The organism is Paenibacillus lupini, from assembly GCF_011761355.1.
Taxonomy (GTDB): Bacteria; Bacillota; Bacilli; order Paenibacillales; family Paenibacillaceae; genus Pristimantibacillus; species Pristimantibacillus lupini.
In genome coordinates this window covers 1,155,691-1,179,866 of the sequence record NZ_JAASRW010000001.1, presented here as the reverse complement: position 1 = coordinate 1,179,866, position 24,176 = coordinate 1,155,691, and the positions used below count along the sequence as shown (strand labels likewise).

General features: G+C 44.4%; 23 protein-coding genes, 1 pseudogene and 1 riboswitch. Of the genes and pseudogenes, 7 read left to right on the top strand and 17 right to left on the bottom strand.

The annotated features are described in order from the left end of the window. A partial coding sequence (locus FHS17_RS05855) for a transposase (RefSeq protein WP_167276219.1) occupies positions 1–744 on the top strand: 744 nt, incomplete at its 5' end. A gap of 709 nt (positions 745–1,453) precedes the next feature. On the opposite strand, the gene FHS17_RS05850 is transcribed toward FHS17_RS05855, so the two are convergent. The 7 genes from FHS17_RS05850 to FHS17_RS05820 all read right to left on the bottom strand — a co-directional run bounded on the left by FHS17_RS05850 (position 1,454) and on the right by FHS17_RS05820 (position 7,704). Beyond that, positions 1,454–1,768 (bottom strand): hypothetical protein, encoded by a 315-nt coding sequence (locus FHS17_RS05850; protein ID WP_167276215.1) that lies wholly within the window; start codon positions 1,766–1,768, stop codon positions 1,454–1,456. Continuing rightward, a complete protein-coding gene (locus FHS17_RS05845; RefSeq protein WP_167276211.1) occupies positions 1,765–2,133 on the bottom strand; it encodes a DUF6864 domain-containing function in 369 nt (122 codons plus the stop codon). The genes FHS17_RS05850 and FHS17_RS05845 overlap by 4 nt, the downstream gene beginning before the upstream one ends. Positions 2,134–2,711: 578 nt before the next feature. Further along, positions 2,712–2,885 carry a GNAT family N-acetyltransferase gene (locus FHS17_RS05840; RefSeq protein ID WP_341805779.1) on the bottom strand — a complete coding sequence of 58 codons (174 nt, stop codon included), beginning with the start codon at positions 2,883–2,885 and terminating at the stop codon, positions 2,712–2,714. Positions 2,886–3,075: 190 nt separating this feature from the next. Continuing rightward, the gene (locus tag FHS17_RS05835) at positions 3,076–4,695 is read right to left on the bottom strand and encodes an FAD-dependent monooxygenase (protein ID WP_167276207.1); all 1,620 of its coding nucleotides are present in this window, start codon (positions 4,693–4,695) and stop codon (positions 3,076–3,078) included. Positions 4,696–4,868: 173 nt separating this feature from the next. Beyond that, positions 4,869–5,510 carry a TetR family transcriptional regulator gene (locus FHS17_RS05830; protein ID WP_167276202.1) on the bottom strand — a complete coding sequence of 214 codons (642 nt, stop codon included), beginning with the start codon at positions 5,508–5,510 and terminating at the stop codon, positions 4,869–4,871. Between the two features lie 400 nt (positions 5,511–5,910). Next, entirely contained in the window at positions 5,911–6,690 is a 780-nt protein-coding gene (locus tag FHS17_RS05825) for a class I SAM-dependent methyltransferase (protein WP_243865179.1), read from the bottom strand. 669 nt (positions 6,691–7,359) lie between these two features. Then, the gene (locus tag FHS17_RS05820) at positions 7,360–7,704 is read right to left on the bottom strand and encodes a hypothetical protein (RefSeq protein ID WP_167272097.1); all 345 of its coding nucleotides are present in this window, start codon (positions 7,702–7,704) and stop codon (positions 7,360–7,362) included. 276 nt (positions 7,705–7,980) lie between these two features. Between FHS17_RS05820 and FHS17_RS05815 the strand changes: the two genes are divergently transcribed. The 3 genes from FHS17_RS05815 (at position 7,981) to FHS17_RS05805 (ending at position 10,881) form a co-directional block, all read left to right on the top strand. Then, a complete protein-coding gene (locus tag FHS17_RS05815) occupies positions 7,981–8,802 on the top strand; it encodes a DUF2935 domain-containing protein (protein ID WP_167276198.1) in 822 nt (273 codons plus the stop codon). A 559-nt stretch (positions 8,803–9,361) separates the two neighbouring features. Beyond that, positions 9,362–10,501, top strand: a complete 1,140-nt coding sequence (locus tag FHS17_RS05810; protein WP_167276195.1) for a glycosyltransferase — start codon at positions 9,362–9,364, stop codon at positions 10,499–10,501. After that, on the top strand, positions 10,417–10,881 hold the full coding sequence (locus FHS17_RS05805) for a glycosyltransferase (RefSeq protein ID WP_167276192.1): 465 nt from the start codon (positions 10,417–10,419) through the stop codon (positions 10,879–10,881). Before FHS17_RS05810 ends, FHS17_RS05805 begins: the two co-directional genes overlap by 85 nt. Positions 10,882–11,090: 209 nt before the next feature. Here the strand turns inward: FHS17_RS05805 and FHS17_RS05800 are convergent, their stop codons facing one another. The 7 genes from FHS17_RS05800 to FHS17_RS05770 form a co-directional block, all read right to left on the bottom strand. Next, complete coding sequence (locus FHS17_RS05800; RefSeq protein WP_167276189.1) at positions 11,091–11,291, bottom strand: hypothetical protein; 201 nt, start codon at positions 11,289–11,291, stop codon at positions 11,091–11,093. A gap of 70 nt (positions 11,292–11,361) precedes the next feature. Next, positions 11,362–11,814: a hypothetical protein gene (locus FHS17_RS05795; protein WP_167276186.1), complete on the bottom strand. Its 453-nt coding sequence runs from the start codon at positions 11,812–11,814 to the stop codon at positions 11,362–11,364. 61 nt (positions 11,815–11,875) lie between these two features. Next, positions 11,876–13,042: a phosphoribosylaminoimidazolecarboxamide formyltransferase gene (locus tag FHS17_RS05790; protein WP_167276184.1), complete on the bottom strand. Its 1,167-nt coding sequence runs from the start codon at positions 13,040–13,042 to the stop codon at positions 11,876–11,878. A gap of 51 nt (positions 13,043–13,093) precedes the next feature. Further along, positions 13,094–13,170, bottom strand: a riboswitch (ZMP/ZTP riboswitch). Positions 13,171–13,400: 230 nt separating this feature from the next. Continuing rightward, on the bottom strand, positions 13,401–15,305 hold the full coding sequence (locus FHS17_RS05785) for an Ig-like domain-containing protein (RefSeq protein ID WP_167276181.1): 1,905 nt from the start codon (positions 15,303–15,305) through the stop codon (positions 13,401–13,403). Between the two features lie 247 nt (positions 15,306–15,552). Further along, on the bottom strand, positions 15,553–15,930 hold the full coding sequence (locus FHS17_RS05780; RefSeq protein ID WP_167276178.1) for a VOC family protein: 378 nt from the start codon (positions 15,928–15,930) through the stop codon (positions 15,553–15,555). An 86-nt stretch (positions 15,931–16,016) separates the two neighbouring features. Then, on the bottom strand, positions 16,017–16,799 hold the full coding sequence (locus tag FHS17_RS05775) for a helix-turn-helix domain-containing protein (protein WP_167276175.1): 783 nt from the start codon (positions 16,797–16,799) through the stop codon (positions 16,017–16,019). A gap of 114 nt (positions 16,800–16,913) precedes the next feature. After that, positions 16,914–17,399, bottom strand: coding sequence for a MerR family transcriptional regulator (locus tag FHS17_RS05770; protein ID WP_167276173.1), 486 nt, complete (start codon positions 17,397–17,399; stop codon positions 16,914–16,916). A gap of 174 nt (positions 17,400–17,573) precedes the next feature. On the opposite strand from FHS17_RS05770, the gene FHS17_RS05765 reads away from it, so the two are divergent. Then, entirely contained in the window at positions 17,574–18,431 is an 858-nt protein-coding gene (locus tag FHS17_RS05765; RefSeq protein WP_167276170.1) for an SDR family NAD(P)-dependent oxidoreductase, read from the top strand. 147 nt (positions 18,432–18,578) lie between these two features. Here FHS17_RS05765 and FHS17_RS05760 read toward each other — a convergent pair. After that, a pseudogene (locus FHS17_RS05760) lies at positions 18,579–19,088 on the bottom strand (amidohydrolase family protein); the annotation flags it as partial. Between the two features lie 674 nt (positions 19,089–19,762). Between FHS17_RS05760 and FHS17_RS05755 the strand changes: the two are divergent. Both FHS17_RS05755 and FHS17_RS05750 read left to right on the top strand, forming a co-directional pair. Further along, positions 19,763–21,430, top strand: coding sequence for an S-layer homology domain-containing protein (locus FHS17_RS05755; RefSeq protein WP_167276168.1), 1,668 nt, complete (start codon positions 19,763–19,765; stop codon positions 21,428–21,430). Between the two features lie 214 nt (positions 21,431–21,644). Next, positions 21,645–21,857 (top strand): TetR/AcrR family transcriptional regulator, encoded by a 213-nt coding sequence (locus FHS17_RS05750; protein ID WP_279590324.1) that lies wholly within the window; start codon positions 21,645–21,647, stop codon positions 21,855–21,857. 269 nt (positions 21,858–22,126) lie between these two features. Here FHS17_RS05750 and FHS17_RS05745 read toward each other — a convergent pair whose 3' ends face one another. Further along, positions 22,127–22,783 carry a DNA alkylation repair protein gene (locus tag FHS17_RS05745; protein ID WP_167276164.1) on the bottom strand — a complete coding sequence of 219 codons (657 nt, stop codon included), beginning with the start codon at positions 22,781–22,783 and terminating at the stop codon, positions 22,127–22,129. A gap of 534 nt (positions 22,784–23,317) precedes the next feature. Beyond that, positions 23,318–24,079 carry an SDR family oxidoreductase gene (locus FHS17_RS05740; protein WP_167276163.1) on the bottom strand — a complete coding sequence of 254 codons (762 nt, stop codon included), beginning with the start codon at positions 24,077–24,079 and terminating at the stop codon, positions 23,318–23,320. Positions 24,080–24,176 lie beyond the last annotated feature (97 nt).

Genomic DNA, 24,176 nt, shown 5'->3' with positions numbered 1-24,176 from the left:
CATCGTTGGGTAGACATTGTCTTTCCCGAACTTCGTCAAGTTTTTAAAATCCTTACCTGCGCCAGTGCAATTGCAACGCTCAGACTCTTTCCCTTGCCGAGTGAAGCCCGTCGGTTAACGAGGGAGCAAGTCATTTCCGGGTGGAAGCAATTTATGAAGCGTCATGCTGGGATTAAACGAGCGGATCTGCTCATTGCACTCGCTAAATGCAGCGTCGGCACTACTCAGGCACTCCATGCTTACAAGCTTCATCTTCAGCACTTGCTCGAAGAATACGACCTGGCGCAGCGCCAGCTTGAAAAGATTAAGGATGAACTCCAGCTCATTCTCAAGCGTATTCCATATGCACAAAAACTGCTTGAAATACAAGGTGTCAGTGTAACAAGTCTTGCTGGTATTCTCGGTGAAGCCGGTGATCTCAGCGGTTATGCGCACGGAAATGCCCTGTTGCGACATGCTGGATTAAATATAGCCGAAGCAAGCTCAGGGAAATGGAAAGGAAAGATGGTCTTAAGCAAACGCGGTCGCCCTCGACTAAGGCATTTCCTCTATCTTATGACGATGTGTATGGTAATGACGAATCCAGAGGTTCAAGCTTTACATCATTACAACGTAAAGAAAAAGAAACTTAAGAAAATGAAATCTATCATGAAATTATGTGGTAAAGTGGCGCGTATGCTTGTCGGTCTTGCGAAAAGCAACGAAGCCTATGATTCAACCAGAGTTTTCCCACAGGCAGCATAAAAGTTGATTCTACCTCACCGACTCAAGCATTCGCAGGATAACAAGAAGCACGGAGTATCGGGATGCGTTACGCAAAAGGGCTATGACCCGTTCCGTTAGAAAGACCGACCTCCACCCCTTAGTTAAGATGTGACGAAGGAATGAAAGGGCTATGACCCGTTGAGACATGGGAGCGATAATCGCTAAGGCGAAGTGGAGACGTGCACATAATGGAACAATATGGGTAATTTCAATGTACCCTTATTTCCTCATGCCCATTCGCCAATCTTCTAGCCACCGGCTCTTCCCTCATCCTTTTCTTCAATTTAACTATAGGATGAAATCCTGCGAATTCATGAGTCTGAGTGAGGAAATTGAATCATTTCGAGGGAGCTTAATAACTAGTTGTACATTTTGGGCAACCGGCTTGGTATAGAAGTTCTTGTTCTAATACGGCTTGGTATAGAAGTTCTTATCTTGAGCTCACGACAAGAACTTCTATACATAAAATAAAAAGCCACAGATTATGCAACTTTCGTTGTATATATGTTCTTGTCGTTCGACAACATTATCTGATGAATATCAACACAAAAAGGCAGGGTTTATAAATCTCCCTGCAAATAGTATCACACAATTAACAGATTCCGTAATATCTATAAAAGTACGATTACAATATTGTAAATAGCCTTGAACAGCTTAATCACTAAGAGCCCCTCGCAAATATGCATGACTAGCCTCCGTTTTCTTTCGACCTCGATCCTATCAAGTAACCGATTATTGTCGATTCAACAGGAAGTACCACGAGCGTCCACATTTCCTTTAAACCGAAGTCGGGAGAACGATATTGGTCGGGGATCAGTGTATAGACCAGCGCGATGAGAAGCACCCCGAGCGTGATCGTACCGACGATATACAAGCGCACGTTCTCGCCTGAACCAAAGAATTTGCCAAGAAAGCCGAGCTCTGCTTTGCGCTTGTCGTTCTCCGCGTTCGCGGCGATGATCTTACTGGCTACCTTCGGGTCCTGAATTTCGATCTTGTTCATACCGGCACGACCCCCTCTCCTGCAAAGAAAGTAAAGGCCAACGCCCAAGACGTCGCATCGTAATTAATAGTCACTTCATAACGCAACGATAGTTTGCGGTTGTTCAACACGCCGAGCTGAATCATATCTTGATTACCGATCGGCTTGCCTCGCGGAAAATTAACGCAGGCGATGCGGACTTCGTTGTAACGGACCAGCCGAATATCCGTCATGAAGTCGTCTCGTTCCGATTCGTGTTCAATACAAAACACGAATGTCAGCGGATCGCTCTCTTCCGACAATACAATTTCGATCGGATTCATCCCATAGGCCAGTACGCGGCCGTGATACACTGCTTCGAATCCGCCGGACTTAATTTTCATCATTTACACCTCCACGGCAAGCTGTCATCGAACAAGCTCATTATTACAGTGTACGAGCAGGTGCTCGAGTTCATGTCTATTGATCGATGGCCGCGGCAGGAATATTGTCTTGAATGTTTTCCTAATAATTTATTGAATCAAGCTATTTGAGACGAAGGACATTAAGACTCTACTACAGCGCGCTCCGTATGCTCAAAAAGCTCGTTCAGATCTGCCAATTGTTTCTACTTAGGCAGCCAAAAGTTTTTGAGTGAATTTTGTAACATTATTTACTTCTATATAAACATGTACTGAAAGTCGAATTTTGGGACATAAAGATATAATGTATAATAATAAATAGACCATTAATTTGTATCGTTGAACAACTGTGGAGAGGTTATCTTCTTTGTGTCCTTTATAGGAAAGCTATACAACTTCTTGTCTTTTAGAAAGGACACAAAGTTGTATCCATAAAATAAAAAAACCGCGGAATACGCGGATTCTAATGTTTCTATGTTCTTGTCCTCCCACAGTTGCTGCCGCGGCGGCAAACTGCTCCTGGATCGCTCTTAACTATCGTTCTCGTTTACGCAATCGAACATTCAATTTGAGAAACTTGGTTGATACGTATAGTAATCTTGTGCATGTACTGCTTTGAATCCAACTGATTCATATAACCCTAGAGCATGATCGTTTTTCGTTTCGACATCTAAGTGTAAAGAGTATCCGGCCGAGCTTTGCTCATTAATGACTCGGCGCAACACTTTTCTGCCTATTCCTTTGCCTTGGTATTCTGGCAGAATGGCAAATCCATAAATCCACGCTTGCCCTCTTCCCGGCTCACTCTAATTTTCCCTACCGTTCCTTCGTTCACAACAATCATGAACATATCCGTGTTATCCCCCAGGGCCTCCGCAACACGCCTGCCGTTGCAATAAACTACCCCTGACCACTCAAATCTAATTATTATTTTTCTAAAGATAACAGTTGTTTCATCACGGATGACAATGTCTCAATTGAATTTTCTACCTGCCCAGAGCGCCAAGCGACAAAACCGTCTGGGCGGATGAGTACGGCTCCACCTGCTGGGATCCGATAGATTTTGTGCCACCGGTTTTCAGGATCTTGTAAGCTTCCTGTCGGACCAATGGTGAATATATCGATTGTTAGGTTGTTAAAATCAGCAGCCACATATTGTGCTGTATGGATCCATGTGCTGTATTCATCAGCTAAAAGGACAAAGTTTTTGTTGAAAATATCAATGGTGGAAATGGGGTGTCCATTTCGTTCTAACCAGAGATGGGGAGCACGTGTACCAGGTTTTCCATCAAGCTGTTCGACATAAGGTGATAAGCTGCTCTCTGAATCAAAGTGCTCGGCGATAACTGCTGATGAACGATATTGGTACCGCATAATGACATGATTATTATTAGTAACGGGAGCTTTGCTCTCTTTTTTACTAACCATATTAAGCTGTCCTGTATTCGCGATCAGACCAGCTTGTTCGGTGGTAAAGTGAGAAACTGCTTTTCGTTCGATCTCATACGTGCTTAAGAGCTCAGGCGCGGCCATGCCTTTTAGAACAGCAGCTAATTTCCAAGCTAAATTATGTCCATCTGCAATCCCTGAGTTTCCGCCAAATCCTCCAGTAGGTGGCATGAGATGCGCCGCATCCCCGACTAAAAAGGTACGACCGACTTGAAACTGATCTGCCACCTTTACCGCAGCTTCCCAAGGAAGGACACTGATCATCTCCACATCGAGCTCAGGATTACCCACTGCCTTACGGATCAACTGAATACAGCGTTTATTAGGGAAATCACTCAAGCTTTCTCCCTTGGTCGGATCGAAAGTCACATGGAAGGTCCAAAGATTGTCATTATTTATCGATACCAACGTCCCTGTCGCCTCTGGATGATTAATATTACAAATGCTAAACTCGCGACCCTCGACATATGGTTTCAAATTAGCCCGAAAATACAAGTTCATATTATAGCTAAGCGTTCCGCGTCCGTTCATTTGGATCCCTAATACTTGGCGAATCCGACTATTGGCACCATCGGCTGCGATCAAATATTGCGCGTGGATCGTTTCGCGAATGCCTGTTACACGATTCTGGATGACTGCTGTAACCCCTTGTTCATCCTGAGTAAATGAAACCAATTCCCTATTAAATTGGACATCCGCTTGACGTTCTTGAATCGCCTGCAATAAGATTGGTTCCATTAAATCTTGGGTCGTAAAACTACCACGCGTCGGGCTAAGTTGTTCATTTACAGCGACAAGCTGTTGAATCAAGTCTTTCATGGTTGAGAAATCTGCTTCAAGTAATGTATTTGCTTCGAGCAGTCCACCGCCACCTTTGCTTAAGGCTGCACCTGCTGTACGAATCTGCTCTTCGATCTGAAAAGGGCGAAACAACTCCATCGACCGTGTATTGATCCCACGTGCTTTGGGATGAATAGATGTTCCATGATGCCGCTCAATCACGCAATAAGCAATGTTGTGATGACTTAAAAACAAGGCTGTTGATAAACCGACCAATCCTCCGCCAACGATCAATACAGGATATTTTTGTTTTTTCATAGTGTTTTCCTCCAATGTTATTGGTATATGAACTGAATATATTCAGGCTTTACTGGGTGAGAATTTTACATTAACGCAAACCCTTGACATAATGACGATCGCAGGAAAAGTGTCTATTAGAAATTTAACTAACTGAACGTTCGTTGAGTTAAATGAACAAAAAAGAACGGGCCCTATACGGACCACATCTTGACATAGAAGTCGACCATTCGCTCCAGCTGTGCAGAATTTCGTTCTTTGCCAAATAAAATATATTGGAAGGCACCGATCGCCGCATGAGAGATTAGCTGAGACGACGCCATTTCAAAATCCATCTGACGGATCTCGCCAAGTTCCGCACGCCTCTTCAAAAAACTGATTAATGCATCTGAGGGCTGTTCAGCCATACGATTTAACCATTCCAATTGCTCGTTCTCCATCATGTTACGTTCACGGATCAAAATCTGAAAGTATTCCTTGTCGTTCATAAACCGCTCGTTGAAGCCGTGAATCGCATTCAGCAACACTTCCCGCAGTGGCACATCATTACGAAATGTACTTGCAAACGACGTAAGAATGTTGGCCATCCGCTTTTCTTGTGCATTTTGCAATACAGCCTGTAAAATTTCCTGCTTGCCGCCAGGAAAATAATGATACGTCAGCGCCTCGGCCATGCCAATCTCTTTATTCAATTCTCGCATGGAAGTCGCATGAAACCCCTTCTCCGCGAAAAGCCGCCTAGCGATATCGAGGATCTGCTGTCTCCTCTCTTCCGCCAAGAGATCGCGGTTCGTCTTTCTACCAGTGATGACAACAATCCCCCTTCTTTCTTTCACTAAACGTTCGTTGAGCTAATCATAAATTATAAATTTTTCCATGTCAAGTGAATTTATAGTCCCTTCTTCATACTAACCACAGGCGTGAAATTCTGCGAATTTATGAGTCTGAGTGAGGAGACTGAATCATTTCGAGGGAGCTATCCGAGACGGCAATCGTCCGAGATGGCAGCCAATCCAACAAAGTCTCAATTATCCTTCTTGATTCTTCGGTCCCGTCCCATCCGTTTCTTTCCGTCATTTCAAAAACCTCCTCTTAGGAGTAACAGCTACCTCAATACTTAATTATACAGATATTGGAAATATCCTGCCCAACAGCTTAATGACAAAAAGAGCAGGCTGCCGTGGTGGCGAACTGCTCCTGAATGGGTTTTGAATTAACGTTCCCAGTTAGCTCAAACTACACTTTTTTTCGAGCAGTTACAACAGGCTGGTAATAACCTGTTTCTGAGGGCATAGACCATTCGATATCTGAGAACCCAGCCGCACTCAACATATGGGTAAATTCCTCTCTTAATAAAACTCTATATCTCGATTTGTTATGCTTTGTTATCCATTGTCCATTAATTTCTTGTAATAAAAAATGATTTATCTGATAAGTTTTCGCGTCATCTGCCCAATCCCAAACCTGAAATACAATTCGATTGCCCTTTTCGAAAATACGCGGCTCTGTAGCTCTAGGTTTGTCTTTTATCAACTCATTATAATCCCTTATTGTTATGAGAAGCATGCCATCATTTCTGATTTTTGAATACATGTTGCTTACAGCCAGGCATAAATCTTCATCTGTCAAAAGGTGTGGGACTGCATTATCAGCGGAAAGAACAACATCATAAACTCCGGAAACATCTCTTTCTAATGAACGGAAATCAGCTACCCCAAAGTTGATTTCAACTCCTAGAGACTCTGCCTCTTTTGTTGCTCTTTCTATTGATACTGGACTTAAATCAGTACCCGTTACTTTAAATCCGTGATTAGCCAACCCTATTGCTTGTGTACCAATACCACAGGAACAGTCTAAAAGCGTGGCCCCCTCTTTACTAAGACTCGGGTATTTTGAATGAATGAATTTGCTTAAAACCTCACCTTGCCAAGAAGCAGCATTATGCCAATCAGCGAAAATAAGATGGTAATCTTCAGCTAGGCCATCATAAAAATCTAAAACAGACTCATTCAACATAATCGCCTCCTACTATTCGTTTTACTCTTGATTGATTAATTCGATAGCCTCTAAACATTTCCCCCTTTTTATTCCACTATCCTGCCCTTTGTTGAGAAAACGGCAGCTCATCATGTGTGAGCTGCCGTAGTGTATTTGTTGAGCTAATGTTCTCCGTCCCTCGTTTTTAATGGTTTATCTCACATATACTCACTCATTCGCAGGATTTCGTCACCTTGGATCATGTCCAGAAAATATTCCCCAGACTGTCTCTACTGCACGCATACCCCACACAATCCTTGGAGGTTCACCCTCCCACAACTCAATGGGTCAATGCCCTTACATTCCTTCGTATACCTGTCCAAGGTGTGGAGACCGATAGCCATAGCCCTTAAGGGAGACGAATTCGGTCCTCCGTGCTTTCTTTGTGAAATCCCGCGAATGAGTCAATAATATAAGTGATTACTTCTTAATTTAAGCTACTTCTGACCAGGTCAAGACGGTTTTCTCTGGTGTGAACTTTTCTCCCCGTTGAACAATACCGACTAGAATTCTTGCCAGCTTTCCTATGAGCTTAAATATGGATTGCTGTTTTTTCCGCCATAGGAATCTCTGAAAGCAGTACTTCGATGTCCCTTTCAATCTGTTCAAACATCGTAGTTACACGCTCAAATTCTTCGATGAGCCGTCTTAAATCTGCTTTTGCTTCTTCGCTGCTTGTTCTCCGACACTACATTTCGCTTGTGCGATAAGTTGTGCAGCCTTCTCAAGCCCTGTTAAGCCCCCAGCTCGCTGCATATGCACTCTCCAGGCGTCAATGACATCCGGTACTCTATAGTTCTCGAGATCCTGTGTGCATGGAATGGTTTTGAGAGTTGCCAATGATCGTTTACAAGTCCAGTCTTTGAATACAGAATGATATTCGGAAAACCGAATGTCCAACCAACGTACTGATAAACAAATATAGGCAACAATAGAAACAATAGCTCCACGTTCACCCATTTTTAAATTGTCATAACGTTGTTGTTGCTCCATAGATTTTCATGAAACTCCCTTCAGCTGATCTGTAACTTTTTCAATAGTATCAGCCGAAGTTCATGTGGGTCTAGAGAAACGTTTTTTCGATAGGTGAGCATTGTAATCCCGGACAAACTCTTTTTACTTTAGCAATATTTATTGCATTTAGGCAACATGAATATCAGCTGAGGAAAGTACACCTGTGGCTTTTCGAATGGAAATCTTATGTCATTGGACAATGCTGACCTGACATAAATCTCATAAGGCGGAGAAAATATGGGAGGGTGACTACAATTGAATGAATTTGTAACGCGTTCATTAGATGAAGTTCGATTCTGGTCCAGGATTATGAAAGAGCATTCGCTTTTCCTGAAACTTGGGTTTCGTTGTGATGACACCCAGCTGATTCAAGAAGCTAACGGGTATTATTCCATATTTGAACAGATTGAAGCGAAATCTCATCAATATAATGCTAACACAGATCTCCAAAAAATCAGGGAATTCAATGTAGAAGTATATAATGCAGCTGTTCATATATGGGCTTTTAAACGGAAGGTACTTGGGTTAATAATACACTGTAAACTTCCGGGAGGAAATAACTTCCCTCTTTTAGTAGACCACACTAGTAGAGAGGCTAATTATTTTAGAAATCGCCTCGCTGAACTAAATAATGGACAATTGGAGCCACTTCATGATGCTATTATCGATGAGAATGTATTCTTCTTGAAAATCATGGCTGACCATGCCAAATTCATAGGGCATTTACTTGACCCTTCCGAACGGAAATTAGTCGAGCAAGCACGAGAATTTAGCAATGATTTTGATACTCTGCTTTGGCAAGCTCAAGATTTGAGTTCAATGAGGCCACAGTCTCAAACTAAACCCCTATTGAGTCAATTTTTAGATCAAAATCGTATTTCTGTAGTCAGTCTTCGTGATTTCAAAAAGACTGCACGGGATCTTATAGAGGCTTGTCGCATTAAGAGTATCATTCACCCTTTGCTTGCTGATCATGTTTATAGAGAAGCAGAGCGATTCTTAGAAATCATCGATATGTTCGAAAATCATTTGAAAGGAAATAGGCCTTTAGATTTTGATTACAATTCGTTGCATTGAATAAAAAAACCAAAAAGCAAGTAAATAGCTCTTACCCGAAATGTAAGTACATTATGCTTTAGTTTTGCTTTAGCTGAACAAATAGCCGCTAGGCTCAAATGTCCAGAGGCTATTTGTTCAGCTATATAAGCCTAGACATACAAATAAAAAAAGCAGCAGTTTATTGCAACCTCTGTTATACAATGTCCTTACCCGCCGTCCTACCGTTAAAAAAATTTGAGGGCAGCGAGACCTCTACGTCGGATTCCAATTGTGCAACCCCACCTCACAAATCCTCCAACTTTAATGGAACCCAACATTCGATAACAATACGAGATTAACCCGGCTTGAAGCTCTCAAATAACTTCATAAGCGGTTTCGTTCATCTTCGCCTACTGTCAATCTACTTGAAACGTCCTCCTCCTTTTCGAATCATCCAGCAGCGAAAACAAACTCTGTTCTCGTTTCTTCCGCAAGTTCGGTGACAGAAAAATTGCTACATCGCCCTGGACTAATCTGGCAACCGCACATATGATAACCGAGCTGCTTGCAGAAGTATAGCTTCTAACGGAGGTGTGCTGTGAAGAGAAAACGGAAAATCCGTTCGGCCACCGTTAAACGGAGCCGACCTTCGTCTACCACTAAAGCGGCAAAGAAAGCCCGGCGAAGCGCCGTCCGACCGGAATATCCGAAACGCAGATTCCGAACCGCGAAGAAAACGTCGCGTTTAAGGCATCGCTCCGGAGGAAAACAGACGGCACGCCGAAGACAGAAGTCCTTTATATCGCCGTCTGCAGCTCTTCATGTACCCGCTCTACAGCTGCTCGAAGCACAACCCTTCGAAGCTCAGCCCCCCAATGATCGTCAGCAGTTGGGTGAAGGGCTGTCCATCCTTTATATCGTCCATAGCTTTTACCCGGAGTCCTACACCGGAACCGAAAAATTCGTTCTAAATATGGCTAGAAGTATGCAGCAACGCGGCCATCGCGTAAAAGTAGTCACTTACTGCGGTCAGCTTCCAGAGGAGGCCATTATCACGAACGAAATTGCGAGCATAGAATACGTCTATGATGGTGTACCGGTACTCGCCTACCGGAACCAAGCACCGGATCCGGCTCAATCGGCATCGCTTGTCGAAGAACCCCGACTATCGATGTGGGCGGAAGCCGTCTTGACCCAGGAACAGCCGAATTTGATTCACGTCGCACATACCATGCGCGGTGTCGAGTTTGTCCAGGCCGCCCTTAGGATGGGAATACCCTATGTCATGACGTTAACGGATTATTGGTCCGTATGCCCACGAACGACTTTGGTTCGGGTCGATAAACAGCTCTGTGCCGGGCCGGAAGGCGGGCTGGCCTGTATGGCCCATTGCCAGCTTCCGTACGCAAGCGAACGCCTCCTCACGCTCGCCCCCCTGCTTCAAGGCGCGCAGCGCATTTTTTCTCCGTCCGCCTTTTTGGCTTCCTACACGCAGAAAGTGCTGCCTTCACTTCGGATCGAAGTTCTCCCTCACGGGATGCGGAGGGAAACACTCGTCCCGAACGCTAAAATATATCGGTCCGGCGACACACTGACGTTGGTCTACGGTGGATCGCTGAATGGCATAAAGGCGTTCATATCCTACTTCAAGCGATGGCTTTGGTACCTTCCCGCCGACTCAGGCTGCATCTCTATGGTTCCGGTAAGCCGGAATACGCGGAAGTGCTACAGCGGATAGCGTCCGGAGACCGACGCATTTCATTTCGCGGCACGTACGCTGAGGCAGATCTCCCGCTCATTTACCAAGAGGCTGATATCTCCGTTGTCCCTTCCATCTGGTTCGAGAATTATCCACTCGCCCTTTATGAAGCGTTGGCATCCCATTTGCCTGTAATTGCCTCTAACGTAGGCGGAATGTCCGAAAAAATCGTCGATGGACTCAACGGTTATACCTTCCGCGTGGGCGATGCCCGTCATTTGGCGGAGCGTTTTCGCATGTTGCTTCGTAAGCCGGAATTGATCAATACACTGAAGAGCAATATCCGAGAAATGCCTTTGCCTTCGGCGGATGACGAGTTGGCCGCGTACGAGTCGGTTTATTATCAGCATGCACGGTAAGTGGGGAAATACGATATGCTGAGAGGCTGCCGGATTTGTCGGCAGCCTTTTCTTAGAGGACGTAGAACTGGAGGATAACTGGAACCATTCATCAAATTACCTGACTCCGGCAGGCTCATAATGCATATGAACTTCAATTAATTTTTTTCAATTCTTTTTCTACGTTTTTAGCATTGTAGTTATAATGAAAACCTACAGGAATGTTTAGCTTAGGACGTTGTGTATGCTTCATCGTTAGTGTACTGAAGAATCCAAGCTTTAATTTGGCCTGCTACTTCTTCAACATTGTTATCAGTAGAAACAACAGTTGGCATAGGTGGGTCAAATGCAGAATGAGAAATCTCTAGTAATTCTATTGCGAAATTTTTATAATCCTGAATCATCTCATCAGACCAATTTCTCTCTCTCAAGCGTTTTTCTCGCGTCACGATCTGCTGCAGCTTTGTTGATTGAACTATAGTTACCAGTTAGCTGAATGAACTAACCAATACGTCTTCTTTTTCTTCTCCATATGATAATCAATGTAAGAAACACACCGAAACTGCTAACTATCAGTATTATAACCTTCCTTGCTGCAATGGTATCTTTGGTTGTAATAGGAAGTGGTCCATTTGGCGATGCCTTATAATATTTATCATCTACTTTAACTGCGATTACATCGAGAGTATCTACCCCATTAATTTCAAACAACAGGCTTCCGACGGGCTTGTCATTTGATTCTCCGTTCTTCTTTGGCATAGGTGTCCTTAAACGCTCAATCCTTCCAATCTGATTGCCAATGTCTTTAATGTCAATTTCCTCTGTGGAGAGTCCGTATACGAAATTATTCCAAGCAATAGCACTTGGGTAGCTAGTAGCTGTTGCTCCTCCTGTAAATGAGAAAATACCTATTATTACACTAACAAAGACTAAAAGGAGTTTAATATGCTTCATTAATTATACCTCCTATTTGTTAAAAATTTGTTCCCAGTTAGCTCAATAATGCTTAAAATATTTAATGATGAAACAAACGGACACCCGTATAGGCCATCACAATTCCATATTCGTTTGCTGCCTCTATAACTTGGTCATCACGCAACGAACTTCCGCTTTGAACCAAGTACCTGACACCACTTTGAGCAGCCCGGTCAATATTATCTCGGAAAGGCAGAAAAGCATCGGAAGCATAAGAAACTTCATTCAAGCCTGATAGCCAATGTTGTTTCTCAGTTTTCGTAAGTCGTTCAGGTATCACATTAAAATATTGTCTCCACTGCTTTTCTTCAGCAAGTGTAAAATCCTCATTCGTCCATCCGTCAATCGCATTGTTTACTTCAGTACGGGATATTCCGGCACGGAAAACCATTTGCTGTGCAATTGGATGTTGTCTTAACCACCAATTATCAGCTTTTTCAGCTGCAAGTCGTGTACAATGAATCCGTGATTGCTGCCCGGCACCAATTCCAATCGTTTGGCCGTTAAGTGCAAAACAAACGGAGTTGGATTGCGTGTATTTGAGGGTGATCATAGCAACGAGAAGATCCCTTTTTGAGTTATCGGGAATTTTTCGTTGTTTGGATACAATGTTATTAAAGATCTCTTCCGAAATCTCTGCATCATTTCGTTCTTGTTCCATTGTGATACCATACACTGATCTTTGTTCGATTGGATTTGGTACATAGTTAGGATCGATCTCTAAGATGAGATAATTTCCGTTCTTTTTCTTTTTTAAAAGTATCAGAGCATCCTCGTCATATCCTGGTGCAACAATGATATCGGAGACCTCTTTTTTAAGTGATTTTGCTACAGTTACATCAACTTTGTCACTAAAAGCAGCGCAGTCACCAAACGAAGACATCCTATCCGCCCCTCTGGCTCTTGCGTATGCGGCAGCCAATGGAGACAGCTCTAAGCCTTCAACAAAATAAGATTTGACAAGCGATTCACACAACGGGGAATAGACAGCTGCACCAGCAGGACTTACATGCTTAAAGGAAGCTGCTGCTGGTTGACCGATACTCTGTTTTAATTCTCGAACAAGTTGGAAAGCATTTAATGCATCTAAAAAGTTAATGTAACTTGCCTCGCCATTTAAAATCTTTATGGGCAGTTTTTCTCCGGAATATATCTTTGCCTGTTTTTGATGTGGATTCATTCCGTACCGCAGATTAACATCTTCCATTCAAAAAGACTCCTCTCAGAAAATAAAAAAAGTATTCAGACTTAAGTCCAAATACTTTGCCCAGGCGTACGGCTGTATTCTGTGTGCTCCCTCATGGTTTACCATGTTCGCCAGTAACACACAGATTAATTCTTAAGAAAATTTTACACAATAGATTGATTATTTACAAGGTATTGCTAAATTTGAATGGTAGCCATTCTGCTATACTGCTCGTTCGCTTAATAACTAGTTGTTGTCGTCCGACATCTTCGTCGTTGTTGTTTTGTTACAGTTTCCCTCAGCAAATAAACCATCATTCGAATAAGAATGATGGTTTATTTGAGTAATACTTTTTACAATAATCGTCTTCTTAATCGATCTAGACCAACACTTTAATCTTAACGAGTTTCTGAACACCATTGAACGTAATTGTTACGTAGGCAACGCCTGGGGACAACGCCCGTACTTCCCCATCAGTATCTACGCTTGCAACGGCAGGGTTAGAGGAGCTATAGGCAGCACAATTTGAGACATCTTCCCAGTCTCCGTCGCTGTATTCTGCATATACCAGCATGTCTCGCGAATCCCCTACCGACAGCTTCCACTTATTGCCGAGGGTGTATAGCTTCTTCACGTAACCGCCGGGAACCGCTACGTTCACCGCCAGCGCAGTTGCTGCTCCCTCGAAGGAAGCGTTGATAACCGCCGAGCCCATTGAAATTCCTATAACCCCATTAGATGCCGAAGTCAGGGCTGCAACAGAAGAGTTGGAAGAGGTTAAAATAGCTTCGCCAGTGACATTCTTCTCCGTTCCGTCACTGTATACCGCATACAGCTGGAAAGTCTTCTTCACGCCGATCTCGGTATGAAGCTCACTAGGGGTGAAGTACAACAGCTCCACTGTAGGAGCAGCATTCGCTACCATTACAGCTACCGTCACTTGCTTCCCTCCAAAGGACGCGGTAATCTGGGCGCTCCCTGCTGCAATGCCCTTCACGAGTCCGCCCGGAATTACCGTTGCAACCGCAGGGTCTGATGATACATACTCGCTGTCTTCCGTTACCGCCTTCGTCTGACCACCGGCATTTTCAGCAGTTATCTCAAGCTGCTGCTCCTCGCCAACTAGAAGGTTCAGCTCTGCAGGTGCAGCTGTCAGTGATACTAACGAAGGTTCTCCCTCGGACAGCTTGGACACGCTAGTATCCGACCAGAACCACCAGCTGTTATTCAGCCATTTCGCCCCGCCTGATGGAACTTCCACTTCGGCCCGAGTTCCTCCCGCCGCGTCAGCGCGGTTAAGGTAGTAATGGGTCGAACCTGCCTCCGTTAGACTATAGACCACATCTCCTGTAGGGGACAGCGCTAGAAGTTTATACCCAGCTCTGCCAGAACCAATCTTCTCCTCTTCCCCTGCTGGCGAGCGCAGCCACAGCGTTACTTGCTGTTCTTCATCTAATCGCGGAAATGCGGCCCATCCCCCTTCGGTAGCAAGATTCTGCTGGTGAAGAACATTCGCATAGGAACTTACGATATCTAAATAAGGGCCGGATAACGGAATGGATTCCGTATCGGTTATTAGAGAAATGACAGGCTCAGGATTGTAGTTAAGATAGAGAATTGAATGGCCTTCCGCCTCTATGTTATTGTTATCTATCTCCATCTCGCTTGGATATTCCGGTGCTTCCGTCAAGGCTGTGCTTATACCATCCTTGTAACTGAACAATTGCTCCACATAGGAATATAGAACAGTACCATCATCCAGAATCTCTGCCTCACCAAGCGGATAATAATGATTAATCGGGTTAACAATCGTCTCCACCGTATTGCCGTGGCGTAAGCGCAGTCCGTTCGTCCCTGGCTCATCAAGAGAACCGTCTGTTCCAGAGCTGTCATAATAGGCTACATAAGGACCGTTGACCGTCCAATAATAAGCTTGTAGGCTCTGAAGCGTACCGTTTCGATATTCCTTCGATTCCCCATTCACCCCCGGCAGGTGAAAAATAGCCCCCTCCTCCGTAAGCGCTGCCTTATCCGGCTTCGTTGTAATACCTGTTGCAATCTCTAATGATGCGCTCCCATCCAATTGTTCAATCAGCACCTTCTGACTTTGCTCCTTGTAGACCAGTGCCTTCTCCGCGTTGAAATCGAGCAGTTGCCCGTCGGTCTGATAGACCTCAATCAGGTTGGCAGGAGGAGCACCTGCATCCGCGTAAGTCATCGCTGGAAGCATTAAACTTGCCGTGAGACATAGGGAAAGCCACGCCTTGCTTCGCCATAATTTCATAAAAATTCCCCCTCCTGTGCGACAGATGGCCGCAACGATAAATGACGCCCATAATGTATCACAGGAGGTTTAAAAAGAGCTATGAGTATATTCGCCTGATTAAGTGGAGAATACGATGCACTTTTTTTCAGTCTACATTTCATTCTGGTTCCAATTAACCAAAATCGAACGGAGTGAGCAGCTCACTTTCATATATTCCTTTGGTGCATCGGGATGATACTCGCTTACCTCTTCGCTTACCTCTTCGCTACGCGACGAGGCTGATTAAATTGTTATCGGGGTCCTTTATGATCGCATATCGCTCTCCCCACGGTGTATCTCGTGGCTCGAGGAAGCCGTCATACCCAAGCGTCGTCAACTGACGGTACACGTCGTCCAGCGCTTCGTTGCTGGAGAACTGAAAGGCGAGCTCGGTCCGGTAGCCGACAGGATCTTCCCAGCCTTCAAAAACACTCTTTACCGATTCCACCATATCGAATGCAAACACAATTCCTTCTTGCTCCACGTCTACGTGATGCGCTTCGTCGGCGCCGTCCGGAATAGCCAGCCCCAGCACGCGATAAAAATCCAACGCCCTCTTCATCTCTTCTACGTAAATCGCGACTCTTTTCAACTTTACTGTCATACTTTGCAGCTCCCCTCGCCTTGTTTAATTTTCACTCCCATTATAGTAATTGTCCCTCATTGGAAAATAGTAAAAAACGGACTTCCTCACTCCTGCTTGGTCAGCCGTTTGAGTGGAAGTCCGTAATATCGCTTAAAAACGCCAGCGAAGTGCGACTGATCGTAGTACCCGTGTTGAAGCGCCAAATCCGTCAAGTTGAAATAGTCTCCGCTGTACAATTCCTCAAGCACGCTTTGAAAGCGGACAATGTCTAGCATCTCCTTCGGGCTGAGGCCAAGCTCCAGTTCAAAGGCCCTTCGCAGATGCCTCTCGCTGAAGTTCACTTTATCCGCCAAATCCGTTACGGAAAGATTACCTTTGACCTCGTATATATACTGCATGCTCTGGTAAACCAAAGTGGGAGCAGGCGCCTCGGTCGCAGCCAGTATTTGGCTCAATTGCTGCTCGGCGACCTCGATCCTGTCTGGTAACGATTGAGCAGTCAGCAGCTTTTCGACCCAATCGAGAGCCTCTTGTCCCCAGAGATCCTCCAAAAACACACGATTTGCCGGTAATGTCGATATTGGAGACTTCAAGATCGTTCGGGCAGACTCCGAATACAGCCGGATGCCCCATACCGAGCGTGCTTTTGCAAAATGCAAAACTTCGACTTGTGTCGTTAACCCTACGACATAAGCGGCCTGCCTGCTTGATGAAGCGAACAGGTCCACTATAATATCGACACAGCCATCGGGGATGACTCGATGCCCAGGATTTCCCGGTACCGGCAGGAAATCCACCGTCCAATAGGCAGCTACATGCGACGCCAGGCGACGGCTCGGCGCAAACTCCCGGAAATTGTGCGAGTGGATATGCAACTGCGGCTGCAATTGGGGAGCATGCAAGGGTCGGTAAGGATGGCTCATCTGCGCTTCTTCCTCCTATTACGTGAAAAATCTTGACACCTTGGCGGCTATCAAGGATAACGCCGCTTATTGCCAGTTTTATCTGCCCGCTTTGGCCGACACGGAAAAATAACTCATCTCAACGGGTGAGACGGACTTTGGTTTCGGTTCTCCCATCCTTCTCTGTAAGCCGTCTAGTTCTACATCCGAGCAGTCCCGTCGGTATCTCCCCTCCTCCAACTTCATGTCGATAAAATCGACGACCTGCTGCAACGAGGCGATTTGGCTAACAACATTTTTCCGGTGGCTCGTTAAAAGTTCCACCAGTTCGGGATATTCCGCGGGATCAGTATCAGCGGAGACTGCCAAAAAAGGCCGCATTTCCTCTAGCGGCATCCCCGTTTTTTTTAGGCATGCTATCAGCCGGATCGTATTGATGTCCTCCTGTCGGTAGATGCGGTGCCCGTTTTCCTTCCGCTCTGCACGAGGCAGCAGAGCGATCCTTTCGTAATAACGGATTGTATCCTCAGTAATTCCGGTTTGCTCGGCGGATTGTTTTATCGTATAGGATTGCTCTTCCTTCATCCAGTTCCCTCCCGGATATTGTTTATTGTGCATTATACATCTTGGAGCTGGCTTCAAGTCAAGTCTCTTATCCTAAGGAAAAAACTTTGTTTTTGCGCCTTGACTTGGAGTCGACATCAAGTTATAGAATGTGCGCTATCAGGGTAAACATCCGATATCAGGAGGAGATGCATAATGAACAAGAACCCAAGTGAACATATCGCATTGATTACAGGCGCAAGCGCCGGGATCGGGTTGGAATTAACCCGGAAATTGCTGTCGGAGGACTGGCAGGTGGTTGCTTTGAACCGTTCCGACTTTCCCGCAGATGATATGAGCATCCACTATGCAGTCAAGAGTGGATCGCTTCGAATTTACAAAACAGATGATCTTGCCGATTATGCCAGCTTGAGGCGTACTTTGGAAGAGATCAAAAGCAAGGAGCAGCGGATCGATGTTTTGTTCAATAACGCCGGAGGGTCCTTTCCCAAGCTGAGCTATTCGAAACAAGGGCGCGAGAGTCATTATGAGCTGTTGACGGTCGTTCCATATATTATTCTGATGGAATTGAAGGAACTTCTAAAAATTGGTCACTTAAAAACGGTAATCAACACCTCCTCTTCCGCGCTAAAATTCACGAAAGAGTTTACTATCGATATCCTGGAACGTCCCAAAACCTTCCGCAAGCTGCTTGGTCCTTACGCTACCTCAAAGCTAGCTCTTTCGCTGTGGACTCAGGCCATCGCGACGCAGATTGCCAAGGACGACATCAAGATCCGCAGCGTTGACCCAGGCGGCAACAATACGCTAAGAAAAGGAAAACAATCCGGACTGCCCCTTTTGGTTGGAGTATTAATGAAGCTATTTTTCTCACCGCCTACTAACGGCGCCAACAAGCTGTATGAAGGAGCTCTCGGGGAACACCGGAATAAAACTGGCGTGTTTTTGCTGAAAGGTCAGGTTGCGGATTTAAAATTTAAAGACCAGGCGCGGAATGTTTTGGAAAGAATTCAAGCGATTTATGAACACGAATTTTTGCAACGTAATTTCTAAACTTACGGCTGTATTAAGCTGTCCATTACTTCAACAAAAATGGCAACTGATCATTCGGATCAGCTGCCATTTTATGGATTTTTACTGATGTTCCCGCTATAAATGAAGGCAGAATGCACGGCCAGTATCCCCAATGAATACTGGAGTTTATTGTTCAAGCAGACTCATCAACGAGCCGGAAACGACGGCTCCTCCGAATAATACCGCCTTGCGCTTTGCTCGCCGCGCTACCGCTTCCGAGGAGCAGCTAGCCTGAACGAATACGGCGTCGGCCTTATCGCCAACCGCAGGCCACACTCGCTTGCCATTGGCGTCAAGGGGAATCGTGCCCCCGGTGATGAAGCCGAGTGATTCCGCGAGCGAACGTTCGTCGACAAACCGGTACAACTCGGCGAGCAGGCCTGCCTTCTCCAGACAATCCCCGATGCCGAACGGCGACCAATGATCGGTGATGCTGTCATTACCTAATTCTACTTTAACTCCCTTAGCTTTCAGCATTGGAATCGGCATAACCAAGTTGCCGAACGGTACCGTCGAGGTGACGGAAATGCCTAATCCCGCAAACCGGTTCGCTAATTCAGCTGCGGCTTCGCTCGCGCCAGCAAAGCCGAACGCGTGGCTTACGGTTACCTTGCCTTGCCAACCCGCCTGCTCCGTAAACTTTGAAAACTTATATCGAGGCTGCTATCAATCAAACGAAATCTTCATAGAAATGTACTTCCTATTTTTGTTGTGGCAATAACAAAAAAGCAGACCAAACTGCAGTCTTGGTCTGCTTTTACTATTATTCCTCGTTTAGTTCAATTAAGAGGTCCCAGTTTTGAAGCTTTAGAATATTTATCATTTACTTTTACTGCAATTACTTCGTTGGGGTCTCTTCCTTTTATTTCAAACAAAGTGCTTCCAGTCTGTATGCGTAGGTCATTCGAGTTTCCATTTTTTTTCGGCATAGGGGGTGCTTGTCTTTTAATCTTTCCCATCTCCTTACCGATTTCTTCAATGGAAACCTCCTCAATCGAAATTCCATACAGGATATTATTCCAGGCAACGGCACTTGGATATCTTTCCCATCTTTTTTAATTCTGAATTTTGCCTTTGAAGTGACTTCATAACTTCCTTCCCGTAACAAAAGCTCATTATATTTTGGATAAACATGTTCCCCTTCATCATAGCTATAAGAGCTATTTATTTATTCACAATGTAAAGATAATGTAAAGATAGTAACGAATTAAAATTCCATTTAAAGGAATTTGTATTTTCTGAAACCTTTGTAGTAAATATCACGTCTATGGGAATGTAACTGCAAGAAAATACTCCAAGAGGTGAAAAAAATGAAGAAACCTTTAAAGATGATTGCCCTGTCCACCACTGCCGCTGCTCTGTTGTTCGGATTTGCCGGGCAACAAATTACATCCGCTGCATCCTTGAAGGGATCGGTTAATGAGCAAAGTGAAACTCATGCAGCTTCAATGCTTCAGAATAACCTGATCGCAGGAACCAATTCTGCGCAGCTAGATCAATTACTCCATTCATTTGGCTTGGACCTGAACTCGTTGTTCAATTCCCAGTATTCTCACAATCTCGCATGGTACACCAATTTACTCTCCGGGTTCAATAACCCGCATCACCAAATGACCCGCGAACAATTCACCTACCGGCTTGTTACTGAGATGGAGGCACAAGGCAAGCTGCCTATGATCAAACCGGTTGTTATCAAGTTTAAAGATCAGGATAAAGTCTCGCCTCAATACGCTGCTGCGATCCAACGTGCTTTGTCCTATAAAATCGCAAAATTGGATGCTAACGGAAAATTCAATCCGAAATCCGCTATTTCGAAAGCCGATGCAGAGTCAGCAATCCACAATGCTCAGAATTATTTGAAGGCCCACACTTCTCCGGTTGACCAGGTTATAAAGATCACGGCGGAGCAGACCGTTCAATTAATTAAAGAGCTTGTTGGTCCGCAAGCATCGCTTCAAATCAAGATCGATCCAAATGCAGCCGTCACTCGTGAATCGTTCACTTATTTGCTAGTGCACACACTTCAGTCGAGTGGTCAATTGCCAATGATTAAAGTCGTTCCAGTCAACGTGAAAGATGCATCTGCAATGGATGCTTCGAAATCAGGTGCCATTCAAACGGCGCTGGCTCTTGGCTTCCTCAGCTTGGATAAGGCGGGTAAATTTAATCCAAAAGCTTCGCTTTCCTTAGCCGACGCCAGCAATATTACAGCCAGAGCGAAAGCCTACTTGAACAGTCATGGTTTAACGCCTAGCGATCAAACGGCGATTAAACCGGAGCAAGCTGTTCAGTGGATTAAGCAAGTTGTTGGTTCTTCGTCTCTGCAAATCAAAATAGATCCAAACTCTATCATAACTCGCGAGTCGTTCACCTACCTCTTGGTGCACACTCTCCAAACGAGTGGCCAACTGCCGATGATTAATGTCATACCAGTCGACGTGAAAGATGCATCTGCAATGGATGTTTCGAAATCAGGTGCGATTCAAATGGCGCTGGCTCTTGGCTTCCTCAGCTTGGACCAAGCCAGTAACTTTAATCCGAACGCTCAGCTGACTGCTGCCGAAGCCAAAGAGATCGCAGACAAAGCGGCAGCCTACCTAAAGAATCACCCGGTGCCGACCGTTGATAATACGTCGATTACTGCGGAGCAAGCCGTTCAATTGATTAAGCAAGTCGCAGGTTCGAGTCTGCAAATCAAAATTAACCCGGATGCTGTCGTGAACCGTCAGTCGTTCACGTACCTCCTGGTTCACACGCTCCAATCGAGCGGTCAGTTGCCGAATTTCAATCTGATTCCGGTGGAGATCAAAGACGGCAGCAAGATCGATATCTTGAACGAAGGAGCGATCCAAACTGCACTGGCCTTGAACATTGTGCAATTGGACGAGCAAGGTATGTTTAATCCTAATGGAGCACTTCCTCTTGAAGATGCGCAAGCCATGGTCAGCCGCGCTATCGAAGTCGTGAATAAGTATTAGAACCTAAAAGCATAGGATAGCTCATCAAGTTTTGTCATTTTCGGTAAGGGATCAGTTCTTGTCATTTGGTTTTGACAATAACTGATCCCTTCCGTGTTTTACAAGAAAATAAAACCTGGGGATACGAATAATGTTTTGGGCAGGTTAGTCCGGATATCTCAAAGCCCGACGGAGGCGGTCGCAGTAACTGCTGAAGCAGTCGTTCGCGAAACTGATGCGGGAAAAGGGATTTACCGCGATGACAATCCAGGATATTACCGATCGCGCAGATGTACACCGGGGGCCGTTCTACGCTCATTTTCCGGACAAATTCGCGCTGCTGGAGCAGTCCATCCGTGATAAATTTCGTCATATAATAGATCTTGAACTTCCATCGGATGCAGGTTGGAATCCCGAGCATTTACTCAAATGTCCTTTATACTCATAAACAAACTCTATATTTTTGGTATCATTTAGATCGGAAATATCATTCCTCTCAATTCCAGAATAATAATTGTTTTTTACTGTATAACCGCTAAGTAAAATAATAAATAAAAAGATAATGCCAATTATTCGTTTCACTCTATCACTCCCTTTTACCGAATTTCAATTTAATCCTTCTACAAAACATACGATTAAAGATAACATTTGTTTTGTATTTGCCCTTCAATAAAAAGAAGCCGAACGTAATACGCCGGCTGCTCTCGTATTGTGAAGCTATAGTTGTCTTTTGTTAACTTCAATCGTAATAAACTCCGGTAAATAGCTGGGAGTACATCCTTTTGCTACTATTTCATCTTTGTAAAGACCCGTTTTTTCACCAAATTTAATACAACGTGCACGATTCTTTTCATCATAAACGCCTATCCAGCCTGCGGTGAAATTCATAGCCCATTTAACTTCAGGTTCTTCCTGCGTAATTTTAGCTTCTAATATAGATAGTAAATCTGCAGTGTTATCAGGCGGTGTTTGTCCAGTCCATCTCAATCGCGCTTGATAATACCAGAAAGCCCGCCTTTGAAGAGAAGAAGGGCTATTTTCCCATGACTCCATCATTGTAATTGTCTTCTTGTCTTTGGTGAGCTGATTGGCCATTAACCAATCCATTAAGTTATTTCGCTCATCAAAAGTGTGAGTCTGCATATCCTTATCAAGCTTATTTAGAACTTCTTGTGAAAGAAGTTTTTTATCTATAATTAAGATTGCTAATAGTCTAGGCAAAAACTTATCGGTTGACCAAAGTTCCATAGCTAGTTCGTGATCTTTTATAATGGCCTTTGCGATTTTTCGTAAGTCGCCTAGTTTAGTTTTACTATTGATCTGAGATAGAATGTTTTCTGCGTTTGAAGTTTCTGTACCTTTATTTTCATTCATTTTATACAACTCCTTTATTAAAACACTGTTTCATAATTTGTCCTTAATGGGATATATCAAGCACTTAATTTCGTTATAAGTCTTATTGCAGTGGTGTGCCTCCAAAGTTTACCTTCTTAATATTATAACTTTATTAAAGCTAAGTTCTTGTCTTAAGCAAACGACAATAATTTCTATTCATAAAATAAAAAAGCCGCAGTATATGCGACTTCGATTGTAAAGATGTTCTTGTCGTCCCTCCCGCAACCGGAGAGAATGGAGAATTTCACTATTGCGATAATGTTCGTTTTCGTTTTGTCCGCATAATAAAAAGCCGCGATATCGCGGCTTTTTTGGTATATTATTTGCCTGCCAGCTCTGTTTCAGCTTGATCTGCATCTTGATACGCTTTCTGCAAGAAGGCAGCCTTGTCTAAGATTGTCCAGCCTTGAACCAGCACAATCTGTTAATCTTCCGTTAGCTTTTTTTAACAGCCCAATCACACTTCATGAATATATTGATATCGCTAAGCGAGTAAAAAATTCTCCAATTGTGCTATTCATTTTGTGAGCTATTAAGCCAATCTTGGAAATGCGTTTTTGTAATGGTCACGGGTCTATCGCCATTTGGAATGAGGGATTGATCATTCACATCAACGGAACCGTAGTAAGGCGCATTAGCGTCCGTGATCACCTGACGTTTGTCTTGAGTTACGCTAAAGTATTTTCGAACGAATTCGTCCATTGGAATCTGATCCGGGCCAGCAACATCAACAATGCCGCCGACTGGTTCTTCAAGCGTAAAATCAGCTACCGCATTTGCAACATCATCAGAGAAAATAGGCTGCATAAGGGCGGAAGGCAAACGAACGGTCTCCCCTTTAGTAGCTACATCGGCAATGCCGCCGACAAATTCGAAGAACTGCGTTGCGCGGACTATGGTATAAGGAATCTTGGAACTCTCGATAAGCTCTTCTTGAGCCTTTTTAGCACGGAAATATCCACTCTGGAGAAGGCGTTCAGTTCCAACGACCGATAACGCAACATGATGGCTGACGCCAGCATATGCTTCAGCAGCGAGTAAATTCCGAGTAGACTTCTCAAAAAACTCCATGACCGCCTGATCTTCCCATAACGGCGCATTGGATACATCAACCACAACTTGCACGCCGCTAAGCGCTTCCGCGAGGCCCTCACCCGTGATTGTATTGACACCTAAGGAAGGTGATGCCGCAACAACCTCATGACCACGATGACGAAGGTTATTCACAAGTTTTTTCCCAATCAAGCCACTTCCGCCAATCACTACAATTTTCATGTTAATCCTCCTGTGGTTTTCCTGTTTGTGTCTATAATGACCATACAATAATTAAGACAATTAGCGGTTGCAATCTGTGACATCCTATTTCTTCATG